The following is a 16899-nucleotide window of genomic DNA, read 5'->3' as shown; positions in this document are numbered from 1 at the left end:
AGCTGAACAGGAGGGACAGCTGATAGAAACAGAAGCCACTGGAGCACCTCAAAAACACCATCATACACTAAATCAGTAAGTTGGCAGCATCACCGGATACCGCTGAACATTTCTACCTGTTTGTTATTCAGGGGCCTGAATCCCTGGCCAGCGAACTGCGTCTGGACAAATTCCCGCTAAACGTGCGGATTGTGGATGACATTAAGCCGTACAAGGAGCGCAAAGTGGCGATTCTCAACGGCGCGCACACAGCGCTGGTGCCGGTGGCGTTCCAGGCGGGGCTGGATACGGTGGGCGAGGCGATGAATGATGCCGACATATGCGCGTTCATCGAAAAAGCGATCTATGAGGAAATCATTCCGGTCCTGGATTTGCCGCGTGATGAACTGGCCTCTTTCGCCAGCGCCGTTACGGGTCGTTTCCGCAATCCGTATATCAAGCATCAGCTGCTGTCGATTGCTCTTAACGGCATGACCAAGTATCGCACGCGCATTCTGCCGCAGCTGTTGGCGGGGGTGAGGGCATCTGGCACGTTGCCCGCTCGCCTGACGTTCGCGCTGGCCGCACTGATCGCGTTCTACCGTGCAGAGCTTAACGGGGAGAACTATCCGGTGCAGGATGACGCGCACTGGCTTGCTCGTTACCAACAGCTGTGGGCGCAGCATCACGATAAACATATCACCACCCGCGAGCTGGTCGCCTCCGTTTTAAGCGTTACTGAGCACTGGGAGCAGGATTTAACTCAGGTAGAGGGTCTTGTCGGTCAGGTTTCGCGCGATCTCGACGCGATTCTGCAACAGGGGATGCGGGCCGCAGTAAAACCGCTTTGTTAACCCATGCCCGGCTTCGGCCGGGTATTTTATATCTAATTAGTTACAACATACTATGGGTTCGTTTATGTAGAGCAGGCTCTAGCACCGTGCGGTTTATTGCTTATCAGGTGATAAAATGCAATCTCTTATTAACAAGCTTGCAACCGTGACAGGGATCACGTTTAATAACGCGGCTCTTTCCTTTCCTGAAGCTGACTATGATTGTTCGTCCCAAACAGCACTGGCTACAACTGATTTTCGTCTGGCACGGTTCGGTACTTCCTAAAATCTATACCCGGTTGTTACTTAACTTCCTGCTATCCATCGCCGTTATTCTGATGCTGCCGTGGTATACCTCGCTGGGCATCAAATTTACCGTTGCGCCGTTCAGCATCCTGGGTGTGGCCATCGCTATCTTTCTGGGGTTCAGAAACAACGCCTGCTATTCGCGCTACGTTGAGGCTCGCCAGCTGTGGGGGCAACTGATGATAGCGGCACGCTCGTTATTTCGCGAGGTTAAAAACACCTTGCCGGATGATAAACATCTGGGTGAGTTCGTCCGCCTGCAGATCGCCTTTGCCCATTGTCTGCGCATGACCCTGCGTCGTGAAAAGGGGGAAGGGCAACTGGCGCGCTATCTGGCGGCGGAGGATTTACGCAACGTCATGGCCGCCAATTCCCCGGCGAACCGTATTCTGTTGATCATGGGTGAATGGCTGGCCGTCAGACGCCGTAACGGAGACCTCTCCGATATTCTGTTCCACAGCCTGAACAACCGTCTCAACGATATGTCGATTGTCCTGTCAGGCTGCGAGCGCATCGCCACCACGCCCGTGCCGTTTGCTTATACGCTTATCCTGCACCGTACGGTCTATCTGTTCTGCATCATGCTGCCATTCGCGCTGGTCGTTGACCTGCACTACATGACGCCGTTTGTCTCTGCGCTGATTTCGTATACTTTTATTTCGCTGGATACGCTGGCAGAAGAGCTGGAAGATCCGTTTGGTACCGAAGACAACGACCTGCCGCTGGACGCCATCTGCAACATGATGGAACGCGATCTGCTGCAGATGAACGATGAAGAGAACATTCCGGAAAGACTGATGCCGGATAAGTATTATCAGCTGACCTGACGGGCGTTCCACTCGTCCCGGGTGATTTCCCACAGCTCAGAATCGAGCATACCGCTGACGTACGCTTTCTTTTCCGTTCTGATAAGCCGCATGCCGCTACTGTCTGAAATACGACGGGAGCGGCTATTGGCGGCCGCCTTCGGCGCGCGCAATACGGGTTTGTTCAGCGTGTTAAACCAGTAATCCGTTGCCGCAATGCTGGCTTCGCGCATATATCCCTTTCCCTGAAACTCCGGCGCCAGCCAAAACCCGCGGTTGTTATCTTCCACATCGTACAGGCAGATAACCCCCATCAGTTCGTCCGGCGCTTCACGACGGCGGATGCTCCAGAACCAGGCAATCCCTTTCGCCATATCCGGCAGCGCCACGTTGTTGACATAGTTTTCCGCGCCGTTATCCGGGTAGGGCCAGGGCACGGAAGAGACCAGATAGCGGACGATCTCCCAGCGCGGATAGCGCTTTTGTATCTGAACGGTATCTTCGGCAACCAGCGGTTTTAGCAGCAAGCGTTCTGTCGTGAGCGTCGGTATCGTCATCCGCAGATCTCCATATTTAAGCGTTATGATTTTGTTTGCGTTCTGGTATTTTCATCTCTATCACATTCAGTTGAGGCGTGCAGAGTTTATACCCTACCAAAAATAGGCATCATTTCTTCAATGGCGAAATTTTAATGCGCTTGTGGTCTCTTTTAACCGGACGTGTTTTCCAGGATCTCCTGCAGCATGGCAAAGAGATAGAGGAGGCCATTGCTCGTCGTGATACCCGTGTTTTGAATCATTCCACCCCCGAGCTGGAAGGGTATTTTTCTCGCCCCCTCAGCGAGCTTCCGCGTCAAAATCCTTACCCGGTAGCGGCGCTATTACCTCTTTTTTTAGTGGCGTTTGCGTTAAACCTTCTGCCTTTTCTCAGCGCGTTGCAGGGTTTGTCACCTTTACATCATGCACTGTGTTTTTTCGTACCATCATTAATAATGACAGGCGCGCTCATTGTAATCAGCGTGCTTCTGGCCCGAGGGGTAACGTCAGGATTGTTGGGGTTTATGGCAGTGTTCATCATTCTGCTGGTCATAACTCTCGTTCAGGTTCTGCATCTTCTGTTTTCTCATAGCGGAAACCTTTGGCCACTGGTCACCGCATCCTTCGCGCTGATACTTTGTCGGATGGTAATGAATAGCAGCGGCTTTGTGCTGTTTACCCTCTATTGTCGCACTCAGCGTCTTGCCAGAGTTGCACGTGAAATCCGGTTAAAAAGCCATTAAAGAGGTGATATGACGTTACGAAAAGCGCATCCGCAGGAAGCTGAAATACTCTGGAATATTCGCAATCAGGCGATTCGTCACGGCTGTAAAACCAGTTACGACGCGGACGTCATTGCGCGCTGGACGCCCGACGACATGCCGGAGCATTACCGGCAAATGGTCATTGAATACCCTTTTTACGTGGTGGAAGATGAAAAGGGCGACATTGCGGCAACTGGCTATCTTGATCTGGATACCCACTGTCTGGAGGCGATATTCACCTTGCCGGCGGCATCCGGAAAAGGCATGGCGACCCGGATTGTCGAGGCGCTCAAACAGGAGGCCCATAGCCGGGGGTTAACCCGCCTGACGCTCGATGCAACGCCTAACGCCCGGTCGTTTTACCAGAAGCTGGGGTTTGTCACGCTGAGCGAAAAGTATCATCACTCGCGCATGGCGGGCGCTGATTTACGCTGTTTTGAAATGGCGATCAACTTGTAATGTGAGGAACGCATGGCTGTCACGGTAAGACCTTTAAGCGCAGACGATTACGCCCAGTGGCGACCGCTATGGGACGGGTATACCCATTTTTATGATTGTTTTCTTGATGAATCGGTTACCGCATCGACATGGGAGAGGGCGCTCTCAGCGCATTCACCGATGTTCTGCCGCGTAGTAGAGAAAGACGAAAAGATCATTGGTTTCGCGATGTGCATTCTCCACGAAGGCACATGGTCAACGGCCCCGGTTTGCTACCTGGAAGATCTGTTTGTCGATGCCACCGAGCGTGGTGCGGGGGCCGGGAAGGCGCTCATTGATGCCCTGATAGCCGAAGGCAAGCGCGAAGGGTGGTCGAAACTGTATTGGGTGACCCGGGAGAACAACCCGGCGCGTAAACTCTATGACAAATACGGTGAAGCAGACGATTACGTACGCTACCGCCTCTCGCTGTAAGCCTGAATCACCTGTGTTTGTATCACACTGTATCTGTGTACCGGATACATACACAGGATTGCAATAAACCCCCTTTCGCACATATCCGCTATACAAACGCGTGTTGTTATATCCCCGTCAACTGTTCTTAACCGGAGATACCAACATGTTCAGCAAACTCGCGTATTCAACCCTGGCGTTAACCGTTTCTCTTGGCACCGTTATGTCCTGTCAGGCCGAAGTCACCGGCAAAGATGTTGCCGCAGCCTTCGATCACCCTCAGCAAATTAACGCTGGCGATCTGAATATCGGCTATGTCGATATCGGACCAAAAGAGGGACAGCCGGTGATTCTGTTACACGGCTGGCCCTACGATATTCACAGCTATGCCGAAGTCGCACCCGCTCTGGCGGCAAAAGGCTACCGGGTCATTGTGCCTTCGCTGCGCGGCTACGGCACCACGCGCTTCCTGTCAGCAAGCACTCCGCGTAACGGCCAGCCTTCGGCCATGGCGAAAGATATCGTTAACCTGATGGATGCCCTCAACATTAAGCAGGCTGTTGTTGCGGGATACGACTGGGGCGCCCGTACGGCGGACATTGTCGCGGCGCTGTGGCCTGAACGCGTCAAATCCCTTGTTTCGGTAAGTGGCTATCTCATCAGCAGCCAGCAGATTGGTAAACAGCCGCTGCCGCCAAAAGCAGAGCAGCAGTGGTGGTATCAGTTCTATTTCGCAACAGAACGCGGTGCCGAAGGCTATGCCAAAAATACCCATGACTTCGCCCGTCTGATCTGGTCTCAGGCCTCACCAGACTGGAAGTTTTCTGATGCGACCTTTAACGCCAGCGCAAAATCCCTGGATAACCCCGATCACGTCGCGGTTACGCTCAGCAACTATCGCTGGCGTTTAGGGCTTGAAAAAGGCGAGCGTAAATACGACAGCTACGAGCAAAAGCTGGCGACATTGCCAAATATCACCGTTCCGACAATCACCATCGAAGGCGGCAACAACGGGGCGCCACATCCTGCGCCGCAAGCCTATGCCGGTAAATTCACCGGTAAATATGAACACCGCACCTTTGGGGCCACCGTGGGGCACAACCCGCCGCAGGAAGATCCGCAGGATTTCGTCAAGGCGGTTATCGACGCGGATAAGCTGTGATATGTGCTATTTTCAATACGTTACCCCTCAGTCAGGAGATCCCGGTGGAGCATATTGATCATATCCTTGTCGTCGATGACGACAGGGATATTCGTGAATTGATTGTCGACTATCTCGTCAAGTCGGGCTATCGCGCGTCTGGCGCGGCAAACGGCAAAGAGATGCGGGCCGTGCTAGATAAACAGCATGTCGATCTGGTGGTGCTGGACGTGATGATGCCAGGCGATGACGGATTAACGCTCTGCCGGGGACTGCGCAGCGGTAAACATAAAGATCTGCCGATCCTGATGCTGACCGCGCGCAACGAAGAGACAGACCGGATCCTGGGGCTGGAAATGGGGGCCGATGACTATGTCGTGAAGCCCTTTGTTGCGCGCGAACTGCTGGCGCGTATCAAAGCCATTTTGCGCCGTTTTCGTACCATGCCACCCAATCTGCAGGTGACCGAGGCCGGGCGCCTGGTGATGTTCGGCGACTGGCAACTGGACACCGTTGCCCGTCACCTGATCGACAGCGAGGGGATGATTGTGGCACTCAGCGGGGCGGAATACCGTCTTCTGCGCGTGTTCCTTGACCATCCTCAGCGTGTGCTGAGCCGCGATCAGTTGCTTAACCTGACCCAGGGGCGAGATGCTGAACTCTTTGAGCGCTCGATTGATCTTCTGGTCAGCCGGGTTCGTCAGCGACTGAATGAAGATGCCCGCACGCCGGCCTACATCAAGACCGTTCGCAGCGAAGGGTACGTTTTTACCATGCCGGTGATCATCAAAGAGGCCAATGAATGAGGCTCTGGCCACGCTCGTTACTGACGCGACTGCTGATCATCGTGATGCTGGGGCTCCTGCTGGCCAACGCGCTCAGCCTCACGCTGGTCATGCTTGAGCGGATGCGCAGCGCCCGCACGGTGATGCTCGGCAACCTGGAATATGACGTTTCCACCAGTGTGGCCATCCTCGACCGGCTTCCCGCGGGGGAGCGTCCAGCCTGGCTGGAACGACTGGCGCGGGGGAACTATCGCTACATTCTGGGCACCGGTGAACCGGGGCCCGCACCGCATGACAAACGCTCGCAGGATGCCATCCGCACCCTGACAGAGGCGCTGTCGGCAACCTGGCCACTGACGTTTACTGCCGTACCGGGGCCGGTTTCCCATATTCAGGCCCACCTTACGCTGAGCGATGGCGCGCCGCTGACCATTGACCTTATCCCCCGAATGCCCCCGGTCGCCAGCTGGCTGCCTGTAGTGCTTGTGTTGCAGCTGCTGCTTCTGGCGTTCTGCTCATGGATTGCCGTGCGCCAGGTTATTCGACCCTTTTCTCAGTTTACCCGGGCGGTGGATTCCCTCGACCCGGCAGCAAGCTCGCCAATGACCGAGACAGGGCCGGTCGAGGTGCAACGGGCCGCGCACGCCTTTAATGCGATGCAGGCGCGTATCCAGTCTTACCTGCGCGAGCGTGCGCAGATCCTGGCCTCCGTATCGCACGACCTTCAGACTCCGATAACGCGCATGAAGTTACGCGTCGAAATGACGGGGCAGCCGGAGCTACGGGACAAGTTGCTCAACGACCTGGACAATATGACGCGCCTGGTGCGGGAAGGAATAGCGTATGCCCGGTCATCAGAATCTCTGGAAGAGACCTCGCTCAAGCTGGAGTTGAATGCCTGGATAAACAGCATCGCCAGTGATTACCAGGACATCGGGAAAAACGTGCAGCTTCAGGCAACCGATGCCCGTCTGCCCGTGGTCACGCGTCCGCAGGCGCTACGCCGGGTGATGACCAATCTGCTGGATAATGCGCTGAAATTTGGCGACTACGCCGTCATTACGATTCATTCAGATGCCCATCATGTCACGATCGCCATTCGCGATGGCGGACCGGGGATACCGGACGGCGAACTGGAGGCAGTATTGCAGCCGTTTTATCGGGTGGAAACCTCACGAAACCGCGACACCGGGGGCACCGGATTAGGGCTGGCGATCGCCGCCCAGTTGACTGCGCAGTTAGGCGGGAAATTGCATCTGGCGAACCACGTCGAGGGTGGGCTGGACGTTTCGATTACGCTGCCGCGCGGGTAATTGTACGGTTTTGTATCGGACAGCCCTCATGATACGCGCGCAGACAATTCGCGCTGATTTGCACACATCCTGAACATATCAACACGGTGAAATAACCTCACTGCAGCTTCGCAGGGCATCTGTAATGTGAGGTCACTATGTTTCTGATAATCGCTTTTCTGGGCGGAATGATAAGCTTGCTCAGCCCATGTACACTCCCCGTTATTCCACTGCTGTTTGCCGGGTTCCAGGGGCAACGACGGCATATTCTGGCGTTGCTCGCGGGGATGATTGTAATGTTCACCCTCGTGGCACTGGTGGCTACCGCCGCCAGCAACTGGATCGCCCAGGCGACGATAGCAGGGCGCTGGGTCGCACTGGTTGTACTGGCGATAGCCGCGCTGGCACTCATCTTCCCGACATTCGCCCAGCGTATTGCCGGACCGGCCGTCAGCGCAGGTAATCTTCTCAACACACGCAGCGGACAGACGCGCGGTACTCTCTCCGCATTTCTGGCAGGGCTGGCCGTCGGGTTGCTCTGGTCGCCGTGCGCCGGACCGATTCTGGGTGCCATCTTCAGCCTGAATATTGCCGGTCACTCCGCCATTGCCACGGGGGCACTGCTGGCCGCTTATGGCAGCGGATGCGCGCTGATGCTGGGGCTGCTGGTTATCGGTGGTCGCGCGCTGATGGCACCCCTGCGTGCCAGATCGGCATTGATGGAAAGGTTACGCAAGGGGGCGGGCGTGGTGATGTTAGCGACCGTTGCGTTTAACGCCACCGGGATGACGTCCGTTCTGAAAGGCGCCAACGGGGTCGCAGACCGTCTGGAAAATTCGCTCCTGACGCTGGCGAAACCCGCAACGGCACCGGTGAAGCTTCAGCCGGTGGCGATGACCGAGCCCAGCAGCCAGTTACCCTCCTTAAGCGGCGGAACAGGATGGGTTAATGGTGACCCTGTCACGTCTGACTCTCTGCGGGGGAAGGTAGTATTGATTGATTTCTGGACGTGGGACTGCATCAACTGTCAGCATACGCTCCCGCACGTTCGCGACTGGGCCCAAAAGTACCAGGCGCAAGGTCTGGTGGTGATAGGTGTGCATACGCCGGAATACCCGTGGGAAAAACCGCTCGCCTCGGTACAAAAAGCGGTGACGAAATGGCAGCTCCCGTATCGGGTGGTCACGGATAATAACTATAAGATCTGGAACGCCTTCGGGAATCAGTACTGGCCCGCACACTACTATTTCGATGCCAAAGGGCAACTGCGCTACACCTCCTTTGGCGAAGGCAATTATGACCAGCAGGAAAAAGTCATTCAGCAGTTGCTGAAAGAGGCCCGCTCCTGAGCCGACTTATGGCTGACGTTGCGCAACGATAAACAAGCGTGGAAATGCCAGCAGTATCTGCCCGTTTTCCTGAAGCGGATACTGCTCTTCCAGTAGTTCATGGTAGCGTTTCAGGAACTGCTTCTGCTCGCTTTCATTCAACTCCTGTAACCACGGACGCAGCCCCGTGGCGCTGACCCAGTCAATAATCGCCTGATGCGATCCCATTTTATGGAAATAGGTCGTGCGCCAGATATCCACGTCGCAGCCTGCCTCCGTCAGAATATCGTAATACGCATGGACACCGGGCAGAGGTTCACGACCACGATCCGGATAACCTTGTTCAACAGCCACTTCACGCATCGAAACGTGTGTCGGTTCAAGCCAGTTATCCGGCATCTGGATCGCCAGCACGCCGTTTAGCTTCAGCAGCGAAACCAGATGCGGCAGGAGATCGTAATGGTCAGGGATCCACTGTAGCGAGGCATTCGCATAAATCAGGCCCAGCGGCTGGCCTGGCTTGTACTGCCGGATATCGGCCTCAACAAAGTGGCAATCGGGCAACGCCTGGCGCGCCTCTTCGAGCATCGCCGGTGAGTTATCAACACCAGTGATGTGGGCGGAAGGCCAGCGATGCTTCAACAGCGCGGTGCTGTTTCCCGGTCCGCAGCCTAAATCAACGATGGTGGACACCTCATCCAGTGGAATTCTGGCGAGCAGTTCAGCAGCAGGGCGCGTGCGTTCGGCACCGTATTGCAGATAAAGCGAAGGGTTCCAGTCGGCCATTTTTGCCTCTCCGTGTTGAATTCATCAGCAAGAATAGCACAGGCAGAGACCCGCACTGGGGCAGGTCTCAACCGACGCAGTGACTACAGAACGCCTTTCAGCGCGATATGGTAAAGCAGCATAATCGTTTTGCCGTCGACAATCCTGCCGGTATCAATACCGCGCAAGGCCTCATCCAGCGGCATTTCTAGCACGTCGATATCTTCTCCCTCTGACTTGATGCCGCCGCCTGCGCTGGCCCGATCCTGCGGGTGATACTCTGCGATATAAAAATAGAGTTTTTCCGTGACGGAGCCTGGGCTCATGTAGGCTTCAAAGACTTTCTCAACACGGGAGACACGATATCCGGTCTCTTCTTCCGCTTCCGCCTTGATGCGGCTTTCGGGATCCATGTTATCCAGCAGCCCGGCAGCGGCCTCGATAAGGTCGTCCTCATGGCCATTGATAAAGACCGGAAAGCGGAACTGGCGCGTCAGGATCACCGTTCTTTTATCACGGTTATAGAGCAGTATCGTGGCCCCGTTTCCCCGGTCATACACTTCGCGGCTTTGCCGCTGCCATTCACCGTCGCGTCGCTGCAGCTCAAAGGTGTACTTTTTGAGGATGTACCAGTTATCCGACAGGGTTTCATTTTCAATGATGCGCACATCTGCACGTTTCGATTGCACGTTTGCTGCTCCTTACGTAGAGTGATCGTCATAAACAGCATTATCATGCACATTCAAGATAAAGCGTGCAATATCAGGAATCCACAATGCTCACCAGTCAGCGAAAACAATTAATCCTCGAGAAGCTTGCCGCTGAAGGCCAGGTCCAGTCTAAAGCGCTCAGCGCACATTTCGCGGTGTCAGAAGACACCATTCGTCGTGATCTCCGCGAACTGGCGGCGGAAGGGCGTTTGCAGCGTGTCCATGGCGGTGCGCTGCCGGCCTCGTCGGCCACTGTGCCGTTTGCCGAGCGTAAATCGGTGAAGATGGACGCGAAAAAAAATGTGGCCCGCAAAGGCGCAAAGCTCATTTCCCCTGGGCAGGTGGTGATTGTCGACGGCGGCACCACCACATCGGAACTGATCGCGTATTTACCGGCGGATTTACGCATTACCGTGGTCACACACAGCCCGAGCATTGCCCTTGGGCTCGTCGAGCATCCTTCGATTGAAGTGATCCTGATCGGAGGACGTCTGTACAAACATTCCATCGTGACGGTAGGCGCAGCGGCCATTGAAGGCATCGACAATATCCATGCGGATCTGTTCTTCATGGGGGTTACCGGCATCCATCCTGAAGCCGGGCTTACCACCGGCGATTTCGAAGAGGCGTGCATCAAACGTGCATTTTCCGGCAGGGCCGCCGAGACAGTGGTCCTGGCATCGCCAGAAAAAATTAACACCGCGTCATCGTTTGTGATTGGCGAGCTATCGCTGGCCAATACGATTGTCGTGGAAGATGATACCGATCGCGCCTGGATTAGCGCGGTAAGGGAGAAGGGCGTCTCCGTGGTGACGACATCAGATCCAGAATAACCCTTGAACCTGCCTGTGATGAGCAGGCAGGTTCAGGCGCGTCCTCAGGCCTGAGGGATGCTTTCTAACGAGGTGTAAACGTTCAGCCCGAGCTTACGGGCAACCTCGATATCCATATCAGCTCCCTTAGACGCACCGGCAATACGATAAATCGCGTCGCATTTCCCAATGAGCCGGTGTGCAACGGGATAGAGCATCGCTTCACTGATTTCATCCCCAATGGACGTTGAACCCGCGGCCTTTGCCAGCGGTAGCGCAAGCCATTCACCAATCACCGGAACGTGGCCACGCTGGTATACGGCTAATGCTGCGTTTTCCAGACGGGCAAGGTTTTCATCCATTTTGGCCTGGTCGCCATCAGTCCCGCTGCGCCAGGGGCCCGCGATTAAAATCAACTGTTGTGTCATACATACCTCGTTGCGTGATGGTGCATGAATTTGCACGTTAATAATTGAAGTATCGGTTTTCAGCTCTGAAACGTATCTTAATAGGCACCATCGTGCAAATACAAGCAGTATCATGCATAATGGTGATGTTGCATAAGCGCGACGCTGGTCTATGCTCAACATGCAGAGACTCGCCATTCTCTGGGGCAATTAAAAAATAACAATAAGTTGCGTTTCAGGGGGTGGAAATGAATAAGGTCCTGCTCGCATTATTATCCTGCGTGCTCTCGGTCATCTCATTTACTGGCGTCGCCGCCGAGCCACGCCAGGAGCCTACTGAGCAGGAGCGGGCCCGAACCGTTTATATTTTTCATCAACCGATTGTGATGTTGCAGGCCAAATTTGGTCTCACGACGCCTGAAGAACGCGTGTTACGTATTCGCCATACCCTGCGCAATTTCACGCAGCAGGACGTACGTGAGCCGCTGAAAATTGTTCCCGTCACCCGTTACAACCAGCAGGGAAGGCTGATTGTCATGAACAATAAGCCTGTTTTATTGCTTACGCAGGCGGACCTGGATGAGGGGGACGATTTGACTCTCGACCAGGCCGCTCAGCGCGTGCTGGCGCGGATGGAGGCGCAACGTACGGCGCTTCGCGATCAATATGACACCGGCTGGCTGGCGCTCTCCGCCGGTAAAACGGTCGTCGGGCTGCTGGTTCTGTCTCTTTTCTGGTACGGGGCGTGGCGGTCGTGGCGCTGGGTTCGCAATGTCTGCCGTCGCCGCATTCTTGAAAACCGCAGCGTTATCCCGCAGAGCTGGCGTAAGTTTGTCGGCGCAATTGAGGCTCGTTTGTATGCTTTGCTGATGATTTTACTGGGCATTCTCGGATTGTATCTCTGGCTGAGCTGGGCGTTCAGCTTGTTCCCCTGGACACGCGTCTGGGGTGCATCGTTAGGCGACTGGACCATGCGCGTTCTGCGGGATATTGCGCTGTCGATTGTCTCAGCCATGCCGGGAATTATGATTGTCCTGATCATCTTTGTGATTACCGCCTTTATTCTGAAGCTCCTGAAGGTGTTGTTAAATCAGGTGGAAGCAGGGCGCCTGCAGCTGCCGGGCATTCATCCTGAAACCGTGGGAGCTACGCGTAAACTGATTTCTGTCGTGGTGTGGTTATTTGCCCTCTCTGCGGCCTATCCGTTTTTACCGGGAGCGAATTCGCTGGCGTTTAAAGGCATTAGCGTCTTCTTTGGCCTGATGCTTACCCTGGGTTCGGCAGGCGTGATGAACCATGCGATGAGCGGACTGGTACTGATCTACTCACGAGCGTTGAGGAAAGGAGACGTTATACGGGTGGCGGATAACGAAGGGCTGGTCACGGAGATAGGCATGCTGGCGACCAAGATCATCACCCGCGAGAACTATGTTGTGACCGTACCTAATGCGGTGGTGGTGAGCGGAAAAATCACCAATCTGAGCGTACAGAATCCTGACGGTGGCGTGAACCTGACGATTGGCGTGACGATTGGCTATGACACGCCGTGGCGACAGGTTCATGCCATGCTGGAGATGGCGGCGAGACGGTCGAAATGTGTTGACCCTTCGCAGCAGCCCCTGGTGCGTCAGCTGGGGCTGATGGACTGGTACATTGCCTATGAGCTGCAGGTAAAATTGCAGCCCGGACAGTCACTTGCCGAAGCCCGCAATGAGCTCCACAGTAACATTCAGGACGTTTTCAACGAGTTCAACGTGCAGATTATGTCGCCAAACTTCGTGATGCAGCCGGAAGGTGCGGTCGTCGTCGCGGAAGAAAACTGGTTCGCAGCACCGGCAGAGAAACCCGCACAAAAGCCATCATGAATCAGTCCGGTGCATGACAGACCGCCTCGATATTATGGCCGTCAGGCGCAATGACAAAGGCGGCATAGTAGTTTTTGCTGTAGGGCCGCAAGCCTGGGGCACCGTTATCACGGGCGCCCGCTTGCAAGGCAGCCTGGTAAAAATCATCTACCTGCTGGCGTGTTTCTGCCACAAACGCCAGGTGCAGAGGGGCCGGTTTGTCGCGCGTCTGGAACAGGCAAAGTGACACGTTGCCGGAACTCATTTCAACCCCATATTCGGGTGTGCCTTCATCAACGATCTTAATACCAAGCGGCTGCAGCGCCTTGATGAAAAAGGTTTTGCTTCTTTCGTAATCACTGACGCCGAATTTCACATGATCGAACATCTTCCTTCCTCAATAAGATGCAGAAATAAAGAGTATAGATCTAAATGGTGGACCGTTTCCGACCAACAAATGTCCAACGCAGGTAGTCATAAAGCCAGTTGAAGAGCATCGTGTATGGCAGAAAAAACAGTACCAGACCGATCTCGACAAAAAATGCCTCAGTGACTGTTAAATTCAGCATTACCATCGCGACAGGGATTAATGTGATGATAAGTCCTGTTTCAAAGCAGACAGCATGGATTGCACGCACGAGAAATGTTCGTTGAAACGCATATTTTTTCTGCAAGGCGTCATAGAATTTATTAAACACAAAATTCCATGCCGTGGCGGCAAGTGCAGATATCACGGACAACGAACCCGACTGAAGCACCGACACGTTCATCAGCCACGCAAGTGACAGCGCAATGATGACATTGGCCGTCACTTCGAAAAGAACAGCATGCAAAACGCGTTCTTTAAAACTTTTATCCAGTTCAATTTCCATTTACTTAGTGCGGCTTTTTAAAAAAAATGAAGTATATCAGACGTGCTTCAACTTTCTTTAAACGTGAAGGTTAGAATGGCTGTCAGGCCCCGGTTATTCGGGGCCTTGCTCTATGTTCTGAGGAAAAGATGTAAAATCAACCCGATTACCGCACATGCGGCAATTACATGTGTGACTTTATATTTGAACCTGAAAAGTGCGATAGCGGCAGCAAGTGCAATGACCGCTGCTATCCAGTCCATTTTGCCGTCAACTCCCTGTGGCCAGAGCACGTGGTAGCCAAAAAAGAGTGCCAGATTCAGGATCACGCCAACCACCGCTGCGGTAATTGCCGTGAGTGGCGCGGTGAAATTAATATTGTTGTGCGTGGTTTCAATAAAAGGCCCACCGGCCAGGATAAACAGAAACGATGGCAGAAACGTAAACCAGGTCGCCAGCACGGCCGCTACAGCACCTGCCAGGAAAAGCTGGTCCGGGCCATACGCCATATTCACATAGCCACCAACAAATCCCACAAATGCCACAACCATGATAAGCGGCCCCGGCGTGGTTTCGCCCAGCGCCAGACCATCAATCATCTGCGTTGGCGTGAGCCACTGATAATGACCAACCGCGCCCTGGTAGATATAAGGCAGTACCGCATAGGCACCCCCAAAGGTCAGCAGCGCCGCCTTGGTAAAGAACCAGCCCATCTGGGTAAACGGGTGCATCCAGCCAAGGCTTAGATAGAGCATCGCCATTGGCGTTGCCCATAAAAAAACACCGGCAATGATAATCAGGGTCAAGCGTGACCATTTGAAAACCGTATGCGGAGCCGCTGGCGTATGGTCATCAATAATGGCAGCACCGTAGGATTTTCGGCTGGCGTCATGGGCGTTACCCTGACCAAAATGGTCGGGGAAAAGGCGCCCACCCACATAACCCATCATTGAGGCTGACAGGACAATAACGGGAAAAGGGACATTGAGGGCGAAAATGGCGACAAACGCGGCGGCAGCGATTGCCCACTGCGTGCGGTTACGCAGCGCCCGCGAACCGATACGGTGCGCAGCCTGCACAACAATCGCCGTAATTGCCGGTTTTATGCCGTAAAAGAGACCGGCCACGACAGACAAATGGCCATACGCCACGTAAATCCACGACAGGACAATAAGGATAAAAAGGGAAGGGAGCACAAACAGTGTCCCGGCAACCACGCCGCCCCAGGTGCGGTGCATCAGCCAGCCAATATAGGTCGCCAGTTGTTGCGCCTCCGGGCCCGGAAGCACCATACAGTAATTCAGTGCATGCAAAAAGCGCTGTTCGGATATCCAGCGTCGGTTTTCAACCAGCTCCTGATGCATTATCGAAATCTGCCCGGCCGGCCCGCCAAAGCTGATGAATCCCAGCTTCAGCCAGAATAAAAAGGCTTCACGGAAACTGACATGCGGAGGTGGAACGCCCGGTTCGTCGTAGACCGGAGGCAGATTGCTGTTCATGAGTATCTGAACCTGTTTTGAATTCTTCTGAGAGAAGGATCCGCTAAGCATATGCCATATTTATGAAAGATGAGTGAAGATGAGAAGCGCTCCTACTCCGGGTTTTGAAGTCCAATGATGGTGATCAATTTTTACGGCTTATCCCCCTGCAAGGCTGTATGCAGGGGGGACGAACCATGTCAGGGCAAAAGGCTTCGTTTGCTCTGCCTGAATTCAGGAATGTTTATAGTAGTACGGTGCTGTAATACGCTGATACCCGTTACACGTCCTGCCATTCGGTGACAAGAGTCTGTACCAGATCTGCGGCAGGCAACTCCCGGGCCAGAGCAACCCCCTGACCTGCCCATTGCGCGCCAAAACCATGGGCACCTTTTGCGGCTGCAACCGCAGCCAGTATTTTGCCCAGCGAATAGGTCAGGGGATACGGGGGAATACTCTCTTTCGGGAGATCGCGGGTGAGGTGGCAAAAATCATTGCTGACACACCTTGCCGGCCGACCGGAAATGGCAGACGTCATCACGGTACTCATCGCCTGTTCACTTTTCAGCGCCTGCCGGTATGCCTCGTTCGCGGCTGACTCCGGGCAGAGAACAAAAGCCGTTCCCATCTGTACGCCGGTCGCCCCCAGCTTCAGCATGGCCGCGATGCCGGCACCGTCCATAATGCCGCCGGCAGCGATGACCGGAAGAGTGCATCCTTTTCTGAGAGCCTGAATCAGAGTGAAGGTACTGAGCTGTTCGTCCTCTTCACGGGGATCAAACATGCCCCGGTGGCCGCCAGCCTCTGTCCCCTGGGCCACCACAAAATCAATGCCGGCAGACTCAATCAGCCTGGCTTCATGTAAGCTGGTTGCGGTGGCCAGGGTGATGATGCCCCGGCTTTTAAACCGGTGGACGAGCCGTTCAGGTGGTATCCCGAAATGGAAGCTGACCGCGGCAGGCGCCGTCTCCAGCAGTATCTCGGCCATCGCATCGTTATCATGAAACGTCTGGTAGATCTCCTGGAGCGCGGCAGGGAGGGCGGCCCCGTAACGTTCGAAGACATCCCGGAAGCGTTCGATCCACGCGGTCTCCAGCGCGTCGTTACGCTCAGCCCGGGCATGGCAGAACACGTTTACGTTGAATGGCCCAGCGGTTAAATGCCGGGTTTTTCTTATCAGGCTCTCTGCCTGCGATGGTGTGGAGGCCCCCACACTGATGGAGCCCAGTGCGCCGGCATTACTGACGGCTGCCGCCATTTCGGGGGTGGATACGCCCGCCATGGGAGCCTGAATGATGGGGTACGCAATGTTCAGCTTTTCGCACAGTTTGTTATTCATATTATCTACCTGCTTGAAGTGGTACAGAGGGA

Annotated in this window: 18 protein-coding genes and 1 pseudogene; 11 read left to right on the top strand and 8 right to left on the bottom strand. The window is 54.7% G+C overall.

Annotated elements, in window-relative coordinates; genetic code table 11:
* Window positions 1-95: 95 nt before the first annotated feature.
* Together ACOTZF_RS04780 and ACOTZF_RS04775 are read left to right on the top strand one after the other, a co-directional pair.
* Window positions 96-833 (top strand): annotated as a pseudogene (locus ACOTZF_RS04780) (tagaturonate reductase); the annotation flags it as partial.
* 197 nt (window positions 834-1030) lie between these two features.
* Window positions 1031-1945, top strand: a complete 915-nt coding sequence (locus ACOTZF_RS04775) for a bestrophin family protein (protein ID WP_023619574.1) — start codon at window positions 1031-1033, stop codon at window positions 1943-1945.
* On the opposite strand, the gene ACOTZF_RS04770 is transcribed toward ACOTZF_RS04775, so the two are convergent.
* The gene (locus ACOTZF_RS04770; RefSeq protein WP_129317618.1) at window positions 1933-2481 is read right to left on the bottom strand and encodes a GNAT family N-acetyltransferase; all 549 of its coding nucleotides are present in this window, start codon (window positions 2479-2481) and stop codon (window positions 1933-1935) included. The genes ACOTZF_RS04775 and ACOTZF_RS04770 overlap by 13 nt on opposite strands.
* A 134-nt stretch (window positions 2482-2615) precedes the next feature.
* Here ACOTZF_RS04770 and ACOTZF_RS04765 point away from each other — a divergent pair, with 134 nt between their 5' ends.
* The 7 genes from ACOTZF_RS04765 (at window position 2616) to ACOTZF_RS04735 (ending at window position 8682) form a co-directional block, all read left to right on the top strand.
* Complete coding sequence (locus ACOTZF_RS04765; RefSeq protein ID WP_058651320.1) at window positions 2616-3203, top strand: hypothetical protein; 588 nt, start codon at window positions 2616-2618, stop codon at window positions 3201-3203.
* A gap of 9 nt (window positions 3204-3212) precedes the next feature.
* Entirely contained in the window at window positions 3213-3683 is a 471-nt protein-coding gene (locus ACOTZF_RS04760; RefSeq protein WP_038419430.1) for a GNAT family N-acetyltransferase, read from the top strand.
* Between the two features lie 12 nt (window positions 3684-3695).
* Complete coding sequence (locus ACOTZF_RS04755) at window positions 3696-4136, top strand: GNAT family N-acetyltransferase (protein ID WP_038980697.1); 441 nt, start codon at window positions 3696-3698, stop codon at window positions 4134-4136.
* 145 nt (window positions 4137-4281) lie between these two features.
* The gene (locus ACOTZF_RS04750; protein ID WP_129251688.1) at window positions 4282-5277 is read left to right on the top strand and encodes an alpha/beta fold hydrolase; all 996 of its coding nucleotides are present in this window, start codon (window positions 4282-4284) and stop codon (window positions 5275-5277) included.
* Window positions 5278-5321: 44 nt separating this feature from the next.
* Complete coding sequence (locus ACOTZF_RS04745) at window positions 5322-6062, top strand: response regulator (protein ID WP_020688639.1); 741 nt, start codon at window positions 5322-5324, stop codon at window positions 6060-6062.
* Window positions 6059-7354: a sensor histidine kinase gene (locus ACOTZF_RS04740; RefSeq protein ID WP_129251689.1), complete on the top strand. Its 1296-nt coding sequence runs from the start codon at window positions 6059-6061 to the stop codon at window positions 7352-7354. The genes ACOTZF_RS04745 and ACOTZF_RS04740 overlap by 4 nt, the downstream gene beginning before the upstream one ends.
* A gap of 137 nt (window positions 7355-7491) precedes the next feature.
* Complete coding sequence (locus ACOTZF_RS04735; RefSeq protein WP_129251690.1) at window positions 7492-8682, top strand: cytochrome c biogenesis protein/redoxin; 1191 nt, start codon at window positions 7492-7494, stop codon at window positions 8680-8682.
* 6 nt (window positions 8683-8688) lie between these two features.
* On the opposite strand, the gene tam is transcribed toward ACOTZF_RS04735, so the two are convergent.
* Window positions 8689-9447 carry a trans-aconitate 2-methyltransferase gene (gene tam / locus ACOTZF_RS04730; RefSeq protein ID WP_058651318.1) on the bottom strand — a complete coding sequence of 253 codons (759 nt, stop codon included), beginning with the start codon at window positions 9445-9447 and terminating at the stop codon, window positions 8689-8691.
* An 83-nt stretch (window positions 9448-9530) separates the two neighbouring features.
* Window positions 9531-10115, bottom strand: a complete 585-nt coding sequence (locus ACOTZF_RS04725; RefSeq protein WP_020688643.1) for an NUDIX domain-containing protein — start codon at window positions 10113-10115, stop codon at window positions 9531-9533.
* Between the two features lie 86 nt (window positions 10116-10201).
* On the opposite strand from ACOTZF_RS04725, the gene ACOTZF_RS04720 reads away from it, so the two are divergent.
* On the top strand, window positions 10202-10969 hold the full coding sequence (locus ACOTZF_RS04720; protein ID WP_023619584.1) for a DeoR/GlpR family DNA-binding transcription regulator: 768 nt from the start codon (window positions 10202-10204) through the stop codon (window positions 10967-10969).
* A gap of 44 nt (window positions 10970-11013) precedes the next feature.
* Here ACOTZF_RS04720 and ACOTZF_RS04715 read toward each other — a convergent pair whose 3' ends face one another.
* Complete coding sequence (locus tag ACOTZF_RS04715) at window positions 11014-11376, bottom strand: DUF4406 domain-containing protein (protein WP_023619585.1); 363 nt, start codon at window positions 11374-11376, stop codon at window positions 11014-11016.
* Between the two features lie 227 nt (window positions 11377-11603).
* Between ACOTZF_RS04715 and ACOTZF_RS04710 the strand changes: the two genes are divergently transcribed.
* On the top strand, window positions 11604-13220 hold the full coding sequence (locus tag ACOTZF_RS04710; RefSeq protein ID WP_029883289.1) for a mechanosensitive ion channel family protein: 1617 nt from the start codon (window positions 11604-11606) through the stop codon (window positions 13218-13220).
* A gap of 1 nt (window position 13221) precedes the next feature.
* On the opposite strand, the gene ACOTZF_RS04705 is transcribed toward ACOTZF_RS04710, so the two are convergent.
* The 4 genes from ACOTZF_RS04705 to ACOTZF_RS04690 form a co-directional block, all read right to left on the bottom strand.
* Window positions 13222-13587 carry a VOC family protein gene (locus tag ACOTZF_RS04705; RefSeq protein WP_013096589.1) on the bottom strand — a complete coding sequence of 122 codons (366 nt, stop codon included), beginning with the start codon at window positions 13585-13587 and terminating at the stop codon, window positions 13222-13224.
* A 40-nt stretch (window positions 13588-13627) separates the two neighbouring features.
* Entirely contained in the window at window positions 13628-14071 is a 444-nt protein-coding gene (locus ACOTZF_RS04700; RefSeq protein ID WP_129317620.1) for a PACE efflux transporter, read from the bottom strand.
* Window positions 14072-14181: 110 nt separating this feature from the next.
* Entirely contained in the window at window positions 14182-15549 is a 1368-nt protein-coding gene (gene chrA, locus ACOTZF_RS04695) for a chromate efflux transporter (protein WP_129251691.1), read from the bottom strand.
* A 259-nt stretch (window positions 15550-15808) separates the two neighbouring features.
* A complete protein-coding gene (locus tag ACOTZF_RS04690; RefSeq protein WP_129251692.1) occupies window positions 15809-16867 on the bottom strand; it encodes an NAD(P)H-dependent flavin oxidoreductase in 1059 nt (352 codons plus the stop codon).
* Window positions 16868-16899 lie beyond the last annotated feature (32 nt).

Origin of the sequence: Enterobacter cloacae complex sp. SHL021, assembly GCF_049237765.1 — a bacterium.
GTDB lineage: Bacteria > Pseudomonadota > Gammaproteobacteria > Enterobacterales > Enterobacteriaceae > Enterobacter > Enterobacter cloacae.
Note: the sequence above shows the minus strand (reverse complement) of the source record. Positions and strands in the feature narration are given on the sequence as shown.